The organism is Streptomyces sp. NPDC001351 (assembly GCF_042896045.1).
Taxonomy (GTDB): Bacteria; Actinomycetota; Actinomycetes; order Streptomycetales; family Streptomycetaceae; genus Streptomyces.
Window position 1 is genome coordinate 590,175 of the sequence record NZ_JBIAWS010000004.1, and the last position, 15,529, is coordinate 605,703.

The following is a 15,529-nucleotide window of genomic DNA, read 5'->3' on the forward strand; positions in this document are numbered from 1 at the left end:
GGCGATGCGCGCCAGGGCGTGAGCCACCGGCGCATAGATATATGTGACCGCGCCCCCCGGTTCGTCTGCCTACGGGGGTGATGCCCCTGATGTGCATGTGACGGATGAGGTCTGTCCTCAGCTGTACGCAGCCGCGCCGAATCCTCATAAGGTGAGCAGTATTGGAAGCCGGTGGTCATGAGGAGGACTGCGGTGAGCGAGACGAGCCCCAAGCTGCGTGCCGAGCTGGAGGGTATCCCCACCTACAAGCCGGGCAAGCCTGCCGCGGCCGCTGGTCCGGTGGCCTACAAGCTGTCCTCCAACGAGAACCCGTATCCGCCGCTGCCCGGTGTGCTGGAGACGGTGACGGCCGCGGTCTCGTCCTTCAACCGCTACCCCGACATGGCCTGTACGGGCCTGATGAACGAACTGTCGGACCGCTTCGGCGTCCCGCTCTCCCACCTGGCCACCGGCACGGGTTCGGTCGGCGTCGCCCAGCAGCTGATCCAGGCGACCAGCGGCCCTGGTGACGAGGTCATCTACGCCTGGCGGTCCTTCGAGGCGTACCCGATCATCACGCAGATCAGCGGCGCGACCTCGGTGCGGGTGCCGCTGACTCCGGGCGATGTGCACGACCTGGACGCGATGGCGGACGCGATCACCGACCGGACGCGTCTCGTCTTCGTCTGCAACCCCAACAACCCGACCGGCACGGTGGTACGGCGCGCCGAGCTGGAGCGGTTCCTCGACCGGGTGCCCGGCGATGTACTGGTCGTGCTGGACGAGGCGTACCGCGAGTTCATCCGCGACACCGAGGTGCCGGACGGCGTGGAGCTGTACCGCGAGCGGCCGAACGTCTGCGTGCTGCGCACGTTCTCCAAGGCGTACGGCCTCGCGGGCCTGCGCGTCGGTTTCGCGATCGCGCATGAGCCGGTGGCGGCTGCGCTGCGCAAGACGGCGGTGCCGTTCGGCGTGAGCCAGCTTGCGCAGGAGGCGGCCATTGCCTCGCTCCGCGCCGAGGACGAACTGCTCGGCCGGGTCGGCTCGCTGGTCTGTGAGCGCAACCGCGTGGTCGACGGGCTGCGCGCCCAGGGCTGGACCGTGCCCGAGACCCAGGCCAACTTCGTGTGGCTGCGGCTGGGGGAGAGCACGGTCGCGTTCGCGGCGGCGTGCGAGCAGCACGGCGTGGTGGTCCGGCCGTTCCCGGGCGAGGGTGTGCGGGTGACGGTCGGGGAGGCCGAGGCGAACGACATCTTCCTGAAGGTGGCGGAGGGGTTCCGCAAGGAGCTGTGAGCCGGCGTTACTCGTCCACGAGTTCCACGCGCACCGGGTCGCCGTCGCGGACCGTGGCGAGGAGTCCGGGGTCGCCGTCGAGGCGTCCCAGGATGTTGCACGGGCTCGCGAGGCGGCACTCTCTCCCAGACCCCGTTCGGGGGGACCCCCAGCCTCGCGAGATCGGGGTGGGGCCGTAGGGGAGTGCAAGGGCGTCGCCGTCGGTCCAGAAGGCGACGGTGCCCGGCTCCACGACCTGCCTGGCCGATGTTTCACGTGGAACCGAGACGCCCGTGTCGAAGTAGACCTCCTCGCCCCAGGTGCGGGCGGTGGAGGCGAGCGGCAGTGCCTTGGTGAGGGCCTCCGCGGTCGGGGTGTCGTCGAGGGTTGCGGTGAGGTGGCCGGCGGGCCACGAGATCCGTATCTGCACGGCAGGCAATTCAACAAGATGTTGAAGTCGCTGCCAAGGGGGGTACCGAACGGCCCAAGCGGGACCCCCCTTCGAGCTTCGACAATCGGTGCGTCATAATTGCTTGTGAATGTGAACGCGTTCACAAGCGTGTCCCGGTTGCTCTGATGATGCGTGTGACATAAGGGGCAAACTGCCGCTGTACCACGGCGACCTAAGGAGACTGACGACGTGGACCTGGCTCTGGCGCCGGAGACATTGGCGCGCTGGCAGTTCGGCATCACCACCGTCTACCACTTCCTGTTCGTCCCTTTGACGATCTCGCTGGCCGCTCTCACGGCCGGCCTGCAGACCGCCTGGGTGCGCACGGAGAAGGAGAAGTACCTCAGAGCCACCAAGTTCTGGGGCAAGCTCTTCCTGATCAACATCGCGATGGGTGTGGTCACCGGCATCGTGCAGGAGTTCCAGTTCGGCATGAACTGGTCCGACTACTCGCGCTTCGTCGGTGACGTCTTCGGTGCCCCGCTTGCCTTCGAGGCCCTGATCGCGTTCTTCTTCGAGTCGACCTTCATCGGCCTGTGGATCTTCGGCTGGGACAAGCTGCCCAAGAAGATCCATCTGGCCTGCATCTGGATGGTCTCGATCGGCACGGTCCTGTCGGCGTACTTCATCCTCGCGGCCAACTCCTGGATGCAGCACCCCGTCGGCTACCGGATCAACAAGGCGAAGGGGCGTGCCGAGCTCACCGACTTCTGGCACGTGCTGACCCAGAACACCGCGCTCGCCCAGGCCTTCCACACGCTCTCCGCCTCCTTCCTGACGGGCGGCGCGTTCATGGTCGGCATCGCCGCCTTCCATCTGTTCCGCAAGAAGCACGTCTCCGTGATGAAGACCTCGCTGCGGCTGGGGCTGGTCACCGTGGTCATCGCCGGTCTGCTCACCGCGATCAGTGGCGACACCCTCGGCAAGGTCATGTTCAAGCAGCAGCCGATGAAGATGGCTGCCGCCGAGGCGCTGTGGGACGGACAGAACTCCGCACCGTTCTCGATCTTCGCGTACGGCGACGTCAGCAAGGGCCACAACACCGTCGAACTGTCGGTGCCCGGCCTGCTGTCGTTCCTCGCCGACGACAACTTCAACTCCTACGTTCCCGGTATCAACGACACCAACAAGGCCGAGCAGGAGAAGTACGGGCCCGGTGACTACCGGCCCATCATCCCGGTCACCTTCTGGGCGTTCCGCTGGATGATCGGCTTCGGGATGGCGTCCTTCGCCATCGGCCTGCTCGGACTCTGGCTGACCCGCAAGAAGTTCATGCTGCCGCAGCATCTGAGGGTCGGCGACGACGAGGTGCCGCATCTGGTCCTCTTCAGGAACAAGGCACTCAGCCCCAAGCTCAGCAGGCTGTACTGGCTGGTGGCGATCTGGACCCTGGGGTTCCCGCTGATCGCCAACTCCTGGGGCTGGATCTTCACCGAGATGGGCCGCCAGCCGTGGGTCGTCTACGGCGTCCTGCAGACCCGGCACGCGGTCTCCCCCGGTGTCTCCCAGGCCGAGGTCCTCACCTCGATGATCGTTTTCACCACGCTCTACGCCATCCTCGCCGTCGTCGAGGTCAAGCTGCTGGTGAAGTACGTCAAGGCCGGTCCGCCCGAGCTCACCGAGGCCGACCTCAATCCGCCCACGAAGATCGGCGGCGACACCCGTGACGCCGACAAGCCGATGGCCTTCTCGTACTAGGCCGAGGGAGATCGAGTCATGGAACTTCACGACGTCTGGTTCGTCCTGATCGCCGTCCTGTGGACCGGCTACTTCTTCCTGGAGGGCTTCGACTTCGGGGTCGGCATCCTCACCAAGCTGCTGGCCCGCAACCGGCCCGAGAAGCGGGTACTGATCAACACGATCGGTCCCGTGTGGGACGGCAACGAGGTCTGGCTCCTCTCGGCCGGCGGGGCCACCTTCGCCGCCTTCCCCGACTGGTACGCCACGCTCTTCTCCGGCTTCTACCTGCCGCTGCTGATCATCCTGGTCAGCCTGATCGTGCGCGGTGTCGCCTTCGAGTACCGGGCGAAGCGCCCCGAGGAGAACTGGCAGCGCAACTGGGAGACCGCGATCTTCTGGACCTCGCTGATCCCGGCGTTCCTGTGGGGCGTCGCCTTCGGCAACATCGTGCAGGGCGTGAAGATCGACAAGAACTTCGAGTACGTCGGCACCTTCTGGGACCTGCTCAACCCCTACGCGCTGCTCGGCGGGCTGGTGACCCTCACGCTGTTCACCTTCCACGGGGCCGTGTTCACGGCGCTCAAGACGGTCGGGGACATCCGGGAGCGGGCACGGAAGCTGGCTACGGTGGTCGGTCTCGTCGCCGCCGTGGTGGCGCTGATCTTCCTTCTGTGGACGCAGGTCGACAGCGGTGACGGCAAGAGCCTGGTCGCGCTCGTCGTGGCCGTCGCCGCGCTGGTCGCCGCCCTGATGGCGAACCAGGCCGGGCGCGAAGGCTGGTCGTTCGCACTGTCCGGGATCACGATCGTGGCCGCCGTGGCGATGCTCTTTCTGTCGCTCTTCCCGAACGTCATGCCGTCCTCGCTCAATGGGGCCTGGAGCCTCACGGTCACCAACGCCTCGTCGAGCCCCTACACCCTGAAGATCATGACCTGGTGCGCGGCGATCGCCATGCCGATCGTCCTGCTCTACCAGGGCTGGACCTACTGGGTGTTCCGCAAGCGGATCGGTACGCAGCACATCGCTGACGCTGTGCACTGAGTCCGAGGTGGGGCATGTTTCACGTGAAACATGCCCCTTGAGGAAGAGGGTGTGTTTCACGTGAAACCGATCGACCCGCGACTGCTCCGCTACGCCCGTGCCACCCGCCTCTTCATGGTGGCGGTCGTCGGCCTGGGCGTGGCCGGCGCGGCGCTGGTCATCGCTCAGGCGATGCTCATCGCCGAGGTGGTGGTGGGTGCCTTCCAGCACGGGATGCCGGTCGGTGAACTCGCCACTCCCCTGCTGCTGTTGGCGGCCGTCGCCGGCGGTCGTGCACTGGTCTCGTGGCTCACCGAGCTCGCGGCGCACCGGGCGAGCGCGGCGGTGAAGTCGGAGCTGCGGGGCCGGCTGCTGGAGCGTGCCGTCGAGCTGGGACCCGGATGGCTGAGCGGGCAGCGGACCGGCTCACTCGTTGCCCTCGCCACCCGTGGAGTCGACGCCCTCGACGACTACTTCTCGCGTTATCTGCCGCAGCTGGGGCTCGCGGTGGTCGTGCCGGTGGCGGTGCTGGCCCGGATCGTCACCGAGGACTGGGTCTCGGCGGCGATCATCGTCGGGACCCTGCCGCTCATCCCGGTCTTCATGGTCCTGATCGGCTGGGCCACACAGTCCCGGATGGACCGTCAGTGGCGGCTGCTGTCCCGGCTGTCCGGACACTTCCTGGACGTCGTCGCGGGTCTGCCGACGCTGAAGGTGTTCGGGCGGGCCAAGGCGCAGGCCGAGTCGATCAAGCGCATCACCGGCGAGTACCGGCAGGCGACCATGCGGACGCTGCGGATCGCCTTCATCTCGTCCTTTGCGCTGGAGCTGCTCTCCACGCTGTCGGTCGCGCTGGTCGCCGTGACGATCGGCATGCGGCTCGTGCACGGCGAGATGGACCTGTACATCGGCCTTGTCATCCTCGTCCTCGCGCCCGAGGCCTATCTGCCCCTGCGTCAGGTCGGCGCGCAGTACCACGCGGCCGCGGAGGGGCTTGCGGCGGCCGAGGAGATCTTCACGGTCCTGGAGACGCCTGTTCCGGCATCGGGCACGGGGGCCGTGCCGACGGGCGGCATCGCCTTCGAGGGGGTGACGGTCAGGTATCCCGGGAGGTCCGCGGATGCCGTGTCGGATGTGTCCTTCGCCGTCGAACCAGGCGAGACCGTCGCGCTCGTCGGGCCGAGCGGCGCGGGCAAGTCGACGCTGCTGAACGCCCTGCTGGGGTTCGTGCGGCCGGCCGAGGGACGGGTGCGGGTCGGGGGAGCCGATCTCACCGAGATCGATCTCGAGCAGTGGCGGTCGAGGATCGCCTGGGTGCCGCAGCGGCCGCATCTGTTCGCCGGAACGATCGCCGAGAACGTACGGCTGGCCCGGCCCGACGCCGACGACACCGCCGTACGCACAGCGTTGAGTGATGCCGGGGCGCTGGAGTTCGTGGACGCGCTACCTGGGGGCGCCGGGACCGTGCTCGGGGAGGACGGGGCAGGGTTGTCCGCCGGGCAGCGGCAGCGGCTCGCTCTGGCCCGCGCGTTCCTCGCGGACCGGCCCGTCCTGCTGCTCGACGAGCCGACGGCAGCACTCGACGGGGCCACCGAGGCCGAGGTCGTGGAGGCGGTACGGCGGCTGGCGGTGGGCCGGACGGTGCTGCTGGTGGTGCACCGGCCGGCGCTGCTGAGAGTTGCGGACCGGGTGGTACGGCTGGGGACGGCGGACACGGCAGTGACGCCGGAGGGGCCTGGATCCGCTTCCGTGCAGTCCGCAGCTGTGACGTCCGAGGCCGGCTCCGTCGAGGCCGCCGCTCGGGAGGAGACCGGGACAAGCGGTCTCACGACAGGCACGCGCGGTGTTCTCGCCCGCGTCCGGGCCATGTCCGGTCCCCGGCGCAGCCGTCTCGCCCTCGCCCTGCTGCTCGGCAGCCTCGCGCTCGGCAGCGCCGTCGGGCTCATGGCCACCTCCGGGTGGCTGATCTCGCGCGCCTCGCAGCAGCCGCCCGTGCTGTATCTGATGGTGGCCGTGACGGCGACGCGGGCGTTCGGTATCGGACGGGCCGTCTTCCGGTACGCCGAGCGGCTCGTGTCGCACGACGCGGTGCTGCGGATGCTCGCCGACACGAGGGTCGCCGTCTACCGGCGGCTGGAGCGACTGGCGCCCGCCGGGCTGCGCAGCACCCGCCGGGGCGACCTGCTCTCCCGGCTCGTCGCCGACGTGGACGCCCTGCAGGACTACTGGCTGCGCTGGTTGCTGCCCGCCGGATCCGCGGCGATCGTGTCGGCCGCGTCCGTCGGCTTCACCACCTGGCTGCTGCCCGAGGCCGGCCTCGCGCTCGCCGCAGGGCTGGTGGCGGCCGGGGTCGGTGTGCCGCTGGTCACCGGTGCGGTGGCGCGCCGTGCCGAACGCAGGCTGGCCCCCGCCCGAGGGGTACTCGCGACCCGCGTCACCGATCTGCTCACCGGCACCGCCGAGTTGACGGTCGCCGGAGCCCTGCCGGCTCGTGGTGCCGAGGCACGGCGCGCCGACGGCACGCTCACCCGGATCGCCTCGCGCGCCGCCACCGCCACCGCGCTCGGCGACGGGCTCACCGCGCTGCTCTCCGGTCTGACGGTCGCCGCCACCGCTCTCGTGGGCGCCCAGGCGGTCGCCGACGGGCGGCTGGGCGGCGTGGCGATGGCCGTCGTCGTCCTCATCCCGCTGGCTGCCTTCGAGGCGGTCCTCGGGCTGCCGCTCGCCGTGCAGTACCGGCAACGGGTGCGCAGAAGCGCGGAGCGCGTGTACGAGGTCCTGGACGCGCCCGAGCCGGTACGGGAGCCGGAGCAGCCCCGGCAGGCCCCCGCCTCCCCCTTCCCGGTCGTTCTGAAGGGGCTGACCGCCCGGTACCCAGGGCAGGACCGGGATGCCCTCGACGGCCTCGACCTCACCCTCCGCCAGGGACGCAGGATCGCCGTGGTCGGGCCGTCCGGCTCCGGCAAGACGACGCTGGCCCAGGTGCTGCTGCGCTTCCTGGACCGGGATGCGGGCTCGTACACACTGGCCGGGGTGGACGTACACGCGCTCGACGGCGACGACGTACGACGGCTCGTCGGGCTGTGTGCCCAGGACGCGCACCTCTTCGACAGCTCGGTACGCGAGAACCTGCTGCTGGCGAAGAAGGACGCCACCGAGGGCGAGCTGCGCGACGCGCTGGCCCGGGCCCGGCTGCTGGACTGGGCCGACAGCCTGCCCGACGGGCTCGACACACTGGTCGGCGAACACGGGGCCCGGCTGTCGGGCGGACAGCGGCAGCGCCTCGCGCTGGCCCGCGCACTCCTCGCCGACTTCCCGGTTCTCGTGCTCGACGAACCCGCCGAACACCTCGACCTGACGACGGCCGACGCCCTCACCGCCGACCTGCTGGCCGCCACCGAGGGCCGCACGACGCTGCTCATCACGCATCGGCTGGCCGGACTGGAGACGGTCGACGAGGTCGTCGTACTGGACGAGGGGCGAGTGGTGCAGCGCGGGACGTACGCCGAACTGGCCGCCGTACCAGGGCCGTTGCGGGCGATGCTGCGGCGCGAGGCGGAGACGGAGCTGCCGGCAGGGGCGACGGCGTAGCACGAGCGCGGCGCTCATGGTGCGGCAGGCGCCGTACCCACTGCGTCACGGGCCGTCCGTACTGAGCCATCCGGGGGTGCTGTTTCCCCCAGGCGTAGGACTTGGACATGACCGGCCCCGGTCGGTCGGGTCACGATCGCTGACATGCGCTCATTCCGCCGTCGTCCGCTGCTCTTTCCGGCCCTGTTGTGTGCGCTCGTCATGCTCGCGGCCCGGCCCACGGAGGCGATGGGCGTGGGCGACGGGGACGAGATCGGCAGTGGCATCAGCGCCCAGGTCGAGCAGCTCTACGAGGATGCGGCACTGGCGACGCAGCAGTACGAAGCGGGTCGCCAGGAGGCCGACGTGCGGCGGGCGCAGGCCGAGCAGGCCCAGGCGCTGCTGGACGGCGAACGGCGGGAGATCGCCCGCCTGCACGAGGACCTCGGCAGGATGGCGCGCGCCCAGTACCGCACCGGCGGCGGCCTCCCGGTCGCCGCGCAGCTGATCCTCGCGGACAGCCCCGACGCGCTGATGCGCGGTCAGCACGTCCTGGAACAGGCGAATCTGGCCCTGGCCGGCTCGGTCTCCAGGAGCCGCCGGGCCGAGACACGCTTCGCCGCCGACGAGACGAAGGCCAAGGCGGCATGGCAGGCGCTGGAGAAACGGAACATCGAACTCGCCGCCGTGAAGGACACCATCGAGCGGAAACTCGAGGAGGCGCGCGGGCAGTTGCAGGGGCAGGCGGCGGCTTCCGTCGCGGCAGGCAGCTGCCGCGGTCCCGTCCGGCTCCACCAGCCGACGACACACTTCACCCAGCCGTGGGTCGCGCCCGTCGAGACATACGCCCTGTCCGCCGGCTTCGGCAGCGGCGGCGACCGATGGGCGAACCGGCACACCGGGCAGGACTTCGCGGTACCGATCGGCACGCCGGTGCGGGCGGTCGGCGCGGGACGCGTGGTGAGCGTGTCGTGCGGGGGCGCCTTCGGCATCGAGATCGTGATCCAGCACCCGGGCGGCTACTACACGCAGTACGCCCATCTCGCCGCCGTCGCCGTCGACCAGGGCGAGCGGGTGGACACCGGGCAGTGGATCGGTCAGTCGGGCACCACCGGCAACTCCACCGGCCCCCATCTGCACTTCGAGGTGCGGGTCACCCCGGAGATGGGCTCCGCGGTGGACCCGGTGCCCTGGCTGGCGGCACGGGGCGTCCACCTCACATGACCGGTACGGCCAGGGCTAACCCCGCTCTGCCAGCATCCGCTCGATGACAAGCGCCACCCCGTCGTCGTTGTTGGCGACCGTGCGGCCCGACGCCGCGGCGATGACGTCCGGATGCGCGTTGCCCATCGCATAGGACCGGCCCGCCCAGGTGAGCATCTCCACGTCGTTCGGCATGTCCCCGAAGGCGACGACCTCCTCGTGCGAGATGCCGCGCTCCGCGCAGCACAGGGCGAGCGTGCTCGCCTTGGAGACGCCGGGGCCGCTGATCTCCAGCAGGGCGCTGGGACTTGAGCGGGTGACGTTGGCCCGGTCGCCGATGGCGAGACGGGCGGTGGTGAGGAAGCCGTCCGGGTCGAGGGACGGGTGATAGGCAAGGATCTTCAGCACCGGCTCGGCGGCGCCGGGCCCGTCCGGCGCCAGCAGGTCCTCGGCCGGCATGAGGTTGTCCGGGATCTCCATGTGCAGCTTCGGATAGTCCGGCTCCTGGTGGAAGCCGTATGTCTGCTCCACCGCGTACACCGTGCCCGGCGCCGCGTCGCGCAGCAGCCGTACGGCGTCCAGGGCGTTGTCCCGGGCCAGCTCCCGCACCTTCACGAACCGGTGGGCGCCCGGGCCGCCGTGCAGGTCGACGACGGCCGCGCCGTTGCCGCAGATCGCCAGGCCGTGGCCGTGGACATGGTCGCTGACGACGTCCATCCAGCGGGCCGGGCGGCCGGTGACGAAGAAGACCTCGATGCCCGCGTCCTCGGCGGCGGCGAGGGCGGCGACCGTGCGCGGGGAGACCGACTTGTCGTCCCGCAGGAGGGTGCCGTCGAGATCGGTGGCTATGAGCCGCGGCGCGGCGGCGGCGGCCGGGGTCTCGGGCTGTCGAGTCGCTGAGGTCACCCGCTCATTCTCACGCATATGCCCGCACGGCCGTGCGGGAGCCCGCACATGTGAGTGGTTACCGTCCTCATCGGCGCCGTCCCAGCCCGTCCGCTCAGCCGAGCTGCGCCGGGGCCTCCATGGCTATCTGCTCGAAGACCTTCTCGTCGGCGGCGAAGTCCGAGTCGGGTATGGGCCAGTGGAGCACAATCTCGGTGAAGCCCAGCTCCCCGTGGCGGCCCGCGAAGTCCACGAACGCGTCGAGCGACTCCAGCGGCCGGCCGCGGTCCGGGGTGAAGCCGGTGAGCAGGACCTTGTCGAGCCCGGTCACGTCCCGGCCGATCTCGGAGCAGGCATCGGCCAGCTTCTCGGCCTGGCCGCGAATGGCTTGAATCGACTGTTCAGACGTGCCGTTCTCGTACAGCCTGGGGTCGCCCGTGGTCACCCACGCCTGCCCGTACCGCGCGGCGAGCCGCAGGCCGCGCGGGCCTGTCGCCGCCACCGCGAAGGGCAGCCGGGGACGCTGCACACAGCCCGGTATGTTGCGCGCCTCGTGCGCCGAGTAGAAGTCGCCCTCGTACGACAGCCCCTCCTTGCCATCCTCGGTCAGCAGCTGGTCCAGGAGCTGGACGAACTCCGCGAACCGGTCGGCGCGCTCCCGCGGGGTCCAGGGCTCCTGCCCCAGCACCGTGGCGTCGAAGCCGTTGCCGCCCGCGCCGACGCCGAGGGTGAGCCGGCCCGAGGAGATGTCGTCGAGGGAGATCAGCTCCTTCGCGAACGGCACCGGGTGGCGGAAGTTCGGCGAGGTCACCAGCGTGCCCAGCCGCATCCGCTCGGTCACGGCCGCCGCCGCGGTCAAGGTCGGTACGGCACCGAACCACGGGCCGTCCCGGAAGCTGCGCCAGGACAGGTGGTCGTAGGTGTAGGCGGTGTGGAAGCCGAGCTGCTCCGCGCGCTGCCATGCCGAACGGCCGCCCTCGTGCCAGCGGCGGTACGGGAGGATCACAGTGCTCAGACGCAGACTCATGTCCCCGAGACTAAGCCGACCCACTGACAAGGGACGAAACGGTCACCGTGCGCGGTCGCACGGGCACGCGTCGCGGCCGGCGGGGGCTGTGCGTCAATGTGGCTGGGGGAAGCGCAGGTACTGAGGCGGCACGGTCCGGGTGAGCCACACCACGTTCTCGCTGACGTGGAAGACGTGCCCGTCGCGGTGCATGGCGGCCGCGTCCACGGACAGCACAACGGGCCGGCCGCGGCGGGCGCCGACACGGGTGGCGGTCTCGCGGTCCGGCGAGAGGTGCACGTCGTGCCGGTTCATGGGCCGCAGGCCCTCGGCGCGGATCGCGTCCAGGTTGCGGGCCACGGTCCCGTGGTAGAGGTACGGCGGCGGGGTGGCCGGGGCGAGTCCGAGGTCGACCTCGACGCTGTGGCCCTGGCTGGCGCGGATCCGGGTGCCCTCGACGGCGAAGCGTTTCTTGTCGTTGACGGCGACGACGTGGTCCAGCTCCTCGCGGGTGAAGCGGAAGCCGTGCGCGGCGGCCGCGGCGATCAGTACGTCGATCTCGACCCAGCCGGCCTCGTCGAGCGTCAGCCCGATCCGTTCGGGCTGGTGGCGCAGGTGTTTCGAGAGGTACTTCGACACCTTTACGGTGCGTCTTTCATCCATGCGTCTTTCGTCCATCCGTTCAGCATGACGGGAGAGACGGGGATCACGCAGATTATTTTGGTGGGGAGGTTTGATCCACAGCCAACTAGTGTTATCCACAGGCCAGTTGGCTGTTCTGTGGACAACTCCCTCTACATGTCAGTGGCGTTCGTCAAGATCGACTGGGGGCAGCTTCCTTGACGTGAGCGCATCCAACGCCCTTGCCCTCACCTCCCGTTCAGCCGCCAGACGGACGAACTCCGCCGCCCGCTCCGGCCCAACCAGCCCCTCCACCGCTCGCATTGTCTCCGCGGGCAACGACACGGAACGTGACGCAGGACGGTCCGGTACCGGTTCCCCGGCGCCGAGCTGCTGCCGCAGCTGCCGTACCGCCAACAGCCGCATCGCGCGCGCGAGTTCCGCATCCACCGTCTGCTGCGCGAGGGGCCGCAGTCGCCGTACGAGCGAGGCGGCTTCCGCCGCGTCCGCGTCCGTCGGGCGGTGTGGTCCGTCGAGGTAGCGGGCGAAGACGTGTTCGGTGGTGAACTCCAGGAAACGGGCGGCGATGTGCTCGACCTGACCCCTCAACTCCCGTAGATGGCCCGAGATCGCGGCCAGCGGGACACCGGCGGCGTGCAACTCCACGGCCACGGCGAGCTCTTGGGGACTCGGTACGAGGAAGGTGTCCTCGTCACCGGGAACCGGCTCCAGCACGCCCAGCTCCACGGCGTCGGCGACCGCCGCGTCGTCGGGGTCGCCGCCGAAGCGCTCGTCCAGTTCGGCACGCGAGATCCGTACCGCCTCCTCGTCGGTCCACGGGCCGTCGACCTCGGCCACCAGACCGAGCACCCCGCCCAGGCCGCGGCCCGCGTCCCAGGCCTCCAGGAGCTCCTTGATGGAGGCCAGGGTGTAGCCGCGGTCCAGGAGATCGGCGATCTGGCGCAGGCGGGCGAGATGCGCGTCCGAGTAGAGGTTGGCGCGGCCGCGGCGCTCGGGACGGGGGAGGAGGCCCCGGTCCTGGTAGGCGCGGATGGTGCGGACGGTGGCGCCGCTGTGGTGGGCCAGATCCTCTATCCGGTACGGCGACTGCATGCCGAGTGCCTCCGTCCGCCGGCGTTTCCGGGCAACCGCCCCCTCACAGCGGTGGTTCCATGCGTGCGATCGCCCGCAACGCGCGCGGGGTGAACCGGGACATGAAGTGGGCGCCCCGGGCCTCCGGAGTGACCGGCACGACCGCCTCGTTGCGCACGACCGCCCGCAGGATCGCGTCGGCGACCTTCTCCGGAGGGTAGTTGCGCAGGCCGTACAGCCGTGCCGCCTTCTTCTGGCGCCGCTGCTCCGCCTCGGCGTCCACGCCCGCGAAGCGTGCCGTCGAGGTGATGTTGGTGTTGACGAAGCCCGGGCAGATCGCGCTCACGCCGATTCCCCGGCCCGCCAGTTCGGCGCGCAGGCACTCGCTGAGCATCAGCACGGCCGCCTTGGAGGTGCTGTAGGCGGGCAGTGCCTTGGACGGCTGGTACGCGGCCGCCGACGCGGTGTTGACGATGTGGCCGCCCTGCCCGCGCTCGGCCATCTGCCTGCCGAAGAGCCGGCAGCCGTGGATCACGCCCCACAGATTGACGTCGAGGACCTTCTTCCAGTCCTCCGGGCTGGTGTCCAAGAAGGAGCCGGACAGGCCGATCCCGGCGTTGTTCACCAGGACGTCCACCACTCCGTACTCGGTGGCGACCTTCTCGGCGAGCTTCTCCATGGCGTGTTCGTCGGAGACGTCGGCCGTCTCCGCCCAGGCCTCGGGGGCGCCGACCAGACGGGACAGCTCTGCGGTGCGGGCGGCGGCCTCGGCGTCCCGGTCGACGACCACCACGCGTGCTCCGGCCTCCGCGAAGGCGAACGCCGTGGCCCGCCCGATGCCGCTGCCCGCGCCGGTGACCAGGACGAGTTGCCCGCCGAAGCGCTCGGCGTACCTGCCGGTCGCCGCCACCTTGTTCTTTCCTCCCTCGACGGCGGTCACGAACTCGGTGATCCAGGCTGCCAGTTGATCGGGGCGGCTGCGCGGTATCCAGTGCTTGGCGGGGAGTGTGCGGCGGGTCAACTGCGGCACCCACCGTTCCAGTTCGTCGTAGAGCTTCTCCGACAGGAATGCGTCCCCCAGGGGCGTGATGAGCTGCACGGGCGCGTGCGCGTAGGCGTCCGGGCGGGGCCTGCGCAGTCTGGCCCGGACGTTGTCCCGGTACAGCCAGGTGCCGTGCGCCGCGTCGGTGGGGAGTGAGGACGTCGGATAGTCGCCGCCGGGTACCTTCTCCAAGCGCTGCAGGATGCGTGGCCAGCGCTTGCCGAGAGGGCCGCGCCAGGCCAGTTCGGGCAGTACGGGCGTGTGCAGCAGATACACGTACCAGGACTTGGCGCCCTGGCCGAGGAGCTGGCCGACACGGCGCGGGGTGGGCCGCTTGACGCGCTTGCTGATCCAGTGCCCGAAGTGGTCCAGGGACGGGCCGGACATCGAGGTGAAGGACGCGATGCGTCCCTCGGTGCGCTTGACGGTGGCGAACTCCCAGGACTGCACCGAGCCCCAGTCGTGCCCGACGAGGTGCACCGGCCGGTCCGGGCTGACGGTGTCGATCACTGCCAGGAAGTCGTCCGTGAGCTTCTCCAGGGTGAAGCCGCCGCGCAGCGGCTGCGGCGCCGTCGACCGGCCGTGTCCGCGGACGTCGTAGAGGACGACATGGAAGCGCTCGGCGAGCCGCGGGGCGACCTCGGACCACACTTCCTTGCTGTCGGGGTATCCGTGCACGAGGACCACCGTCGGCTGCCCGGAGTCCCCCAGCTCGGCCACGCACAGCTCCACGCCGCCGGTCCGCACCCGGCGCTCCCGTGCCCCCTTCGGCACTGACTGGGAAAAGCCCGTCACTTGTCCTCCGCCCAGCGCCGCACGTGCGGCAGATCGTCGTCCAGCCAGAAGGCGCTCTGCTCGGGGTCCTTGGAGTCGGTGACGACCAGGATCTCCTCGAACTTCGCGCCCGTACCCCGGAAACCGAGATGGGGTTCGACCGCCCACAGTCCCGGCTGCGGAGGGTGGTCGGAGAAGCGGTAGGGCGACCACAGCGGGGACCAGCCGTCTCGGTGGCCGTGCAGCGCGTCGGAGGCGAGCCCCTTCAGGGACTGTGTGCCGAACCCGAACAGATGCGGTGACCAGCGGCGCTGCTGCACCCGATCGACCTTGTGCGCGATCACACCGAAGGGATACGCGCGGTGCCGGTTGGCATAGCCCTGGCGGACCATGAGGCGGTCCACGTCCTCGTAGATCGTCCGCAGCGGGCGCCGTTCGCGCACCTCGCGCAGGATCAGCTCGCGGTGCGCCTCAAGGTCGGCCATGAGCTTGTCCTGGACGGGGTTGATCCCGAGGGAGCCCGAGTAGCCGATGTCGGCCGTGTAACCGTCGTACACGGGGGCCATGTCGAGGATGAACGGCATCCCGGGCTCGAGCCGCCGGTCGGTCGGGAAGAACTGGAGCGGGATGCGGAAGTTCACGAACGCCGTGCGGTCCCCGAACCAGGCGAAGGGCAGATGGAACCAGTCGCGCACGCCCCGCTCGCGCAGCCAGGCGCGCTGCATGCGGGCCGCCTCGCGTTCGCTCACTCCCGGCTGCAGCTGCGCGGCGACCGCCTCCGCGCACTCGTAGGCGAGGCGTTGCACCTGCCTGAACCCCCGCAGCTGCGCGGTGAGTTGATCTGTCACTGCCGTCGTCATGCCACCGCCCACCTCGTCCACGCCGACTGCGGTACGTGCCCGTAACTTGACACTGGTGAATGTGACAGTTGTTA

Annotated in this window: 12 protein-coding genes; 5 read left to right on the top strand and 7 right to left on the bottom strand. The window is 70.0% G+C overall.

Annotation, left to right across the window (positions count from 1 at the left end; genetic code table 11):
- Window positions 1-192: 192 nt before the first annotated feature.
- Window positions 193-1,272 (top strand): histidinol-phosphate transaminase, encoded by a 1,080-nt coding sequence (hisC, locus tag ACFY1U_RS17690; RefSeq protein ID WP_390695009.1) that lies wholly within the window; start codon window positions 193-195, stop codon window positions 1,270-1,272.
- 7 nt (window positions 1,273-1,279) lie between these two features.
- Here hisC and ACFY1U_RS17695 read toward each other — a convergent pair whose 3' ends face one another.
- Window positions 1,280-1,681, bottom strand: coding sequence for a cyclophilin-like fold protein (locus tag ACFY1U_RS17695; RefSeq protein ID WP_390695010.1), 402 nt, complete (start codon window positions 1,679-1,681; stop codon window positions 1,280-1,282).
- Between the two features lie 210 nt (window positions 1,682-1,891).
- Between ACFY1U_RS17695 and ACFY1U_RS17700 the strand changes: the two genes are divergently transcribed.
- From ACFY1U_RS17700 to ACFY1U_RS17715, 4 genes are all read left to right on the top strand, one after another.
- Entirely contained in the window at window positions 1,892-3,400 is a 1,509-nt protein-coding gene (locus ACFY1U_RS17700) for a cytochrome ubiquinol oxidase subunit I (protein ID WP_390695011.1), read from the top strand.
- An 18-nt stretch (window positions 3,401-3,418) separates the two neighbouring features.
- Window positions 3,419-4,423, top strand: coding sequence for a cytochrome d ubiquinol oxidase subunit II (gene cydB, locus ACFY1U_RS17705; protein WP_390695012.1), 1,005 nt, complete (start codon window positions 3,419-3,421; stop codon window positions 4,421-4,423).
- Window positions 4,424-4,483: 60 nt separating this feature from the next.
- On the top strand, window positions 4,484-7,993 hold the full coding sequence (cydD, locus tag ACFY1U_RS17710; protein WP_390695013.1) for a thiol reductant ABC exporter subunit CydD: 3,510 nt from the start codon (window positions 4,484-4,486) through the stop codon (window positions 7,991-7,993).
- 144 nt (window positions 7,994-8,137) lie between these two features.
- On the top strand, window positions 8,138-9,196 hold the full coding sequence (locus tag ACFY1U_RS17715) for a peptidoglycan DD-metalloendopeptidase family protein (protein WP_390695014.1): 1,059 nt from the start codon (window positions 8,138-8,140) through the stop codon (window positions 9,194-9,196).
- A gap of 15 nt (window positions 9,197-9,211) precedes the next feature.
- On the opposite strand, the gene ACFY1U_RS17720 is transcribed toward ACFY1U_RS17715, so the two are convergent.
- The 6 genes from ACFY1U_RS17720 to ACFY1U_RS17745 form a co-directional block, all read right to left on the bottom strand.
- The gene (locus tag ACFY1U_RS17720) at window positions 9,212-10,099 is read right to left on the bottom strand and encodes an HAD hydrolase family protein (RefSeq protein ID WP_390695015.1); all 888 of its coding nucleotides are present in this window, start codon (window positions 10,097-10,099) and stop codon (window positions 9,212-9,214) included.
- 76 nt (window positions 10,100-10,175) lie between these two features.
- Window positions 10,176-11,087, bottom strand: coding sequence for an LLM class flavin-dependent oxidoreductase (locus tag ACFY1U_RS17725; protein WP_390695016.1), 912 nt, complete (start codon window positions 11,085-11,087; stop codon window positions 10,176-10,178).
- 93 nt (window positions 11,088-11,180) lie between these two features.
- Entirely contained in the window at window positions 11,181-11,729 is a 549-nt protein-coding gene (locus ACFY1U_RS17730; protein WP_390695017.1) for an RNA 2'-phosphotransferase, read from the bottom strand.
- Window positions 11,730-11,867: 138 nt separating this feature from the next.
- Complete coding sequence (locus tag ACFY1U_RS17735; protein ID WP_390695018.1) at window positions 11,868-12,800, bottom strand: MerR family transcriptional regulator; 933 nt, start codon at window positions 12,798-12,800, stop codon at window positions 11,868-11,870.
- Window positions 12,801-12,843: 43 nt separating this feature from the next.
- On the bottom strand, window positions 12,844-14,616 hold the full coding sequence (locus ACFY1U_RS17740) for an SDR family oxidoreductase (RefSeq protein WP_390695019.1): 1,773 nt from the start codon (window positions 14,614-14,616) through the stop codon (window positions 12,844-12,846).
- The gene (locus ACFY1U_RS17745) at window positions 14,613-15,455 is read right to left on the bottom strand and encodes a M24 family metallopeptidase (protein WP_390695020.1); all 843 of its coding nucleotides are present in this window, start codon (window positions 15,453-15,455) and stop codon (window positions 14,613-14,615) included. Before ACFY1U_RS17745 ends, ACFY1U_RS17740 begins: the two co-directional genes overlap by 4 nt.
- Between the last annotated feature and the right edge of the window lie 74 nt (window positions 15,456-15,529).

Bases quoted from the DNA above. Each gene is read 5' to 3' on its own strand.
- cydB (WP_390695012.1), top strand. From the start codon at position 3,419: ATGGAACTTCACGACGTCTGGTTCGTCCTGATCGCCGTCCTGTGGACC.
- ACFY1U_RS17730 (WP_390695017.1), bottom strand. From the start codon at position 11,729: ATGGATGAAAGACGCACCGTAAAGGTGTCGAAGTACCTCTCGAAACAC.
- ACFY1U_RS17715 (WP_390695014.1), top strand. From the start codon at position 8,138: ATGCGCTCATTCCGCCGTCGTCCGCTGCTCTTTCCGGCCCTGTTGTGT.
- ACFY1U_RS17720 (WP_390695015.1), bottom strand. From the start codon at position 10,099: ATGCGTGAGAATGAGCGGGTGACCTCAGCGACTCGACAGCCCGAGACC.
- ACFY1U_RS17735 (WP_390695018.1), bottom strand. From the start codon at position 12,800: ATGCAGTCGCCGTACCGGATAGAGGATCTGGCCCACCACAGCGGCGCC.
- ACFY1U_RS17725 (WP_390695016.1), bottom strand. From the start codon at position 11,087: ATGAGTCTGCGTCTGAGCACTGTGATCCTCCCGTACCGCCGCTGGCAC.
- ACFY1U_RS17745 (WP_390695020.1), bottom strand. From the start codon at position 15,455: ATGACGACGGCAGTGACAGATCAACTCACCGCGCAGCTGCGGGGGTTC.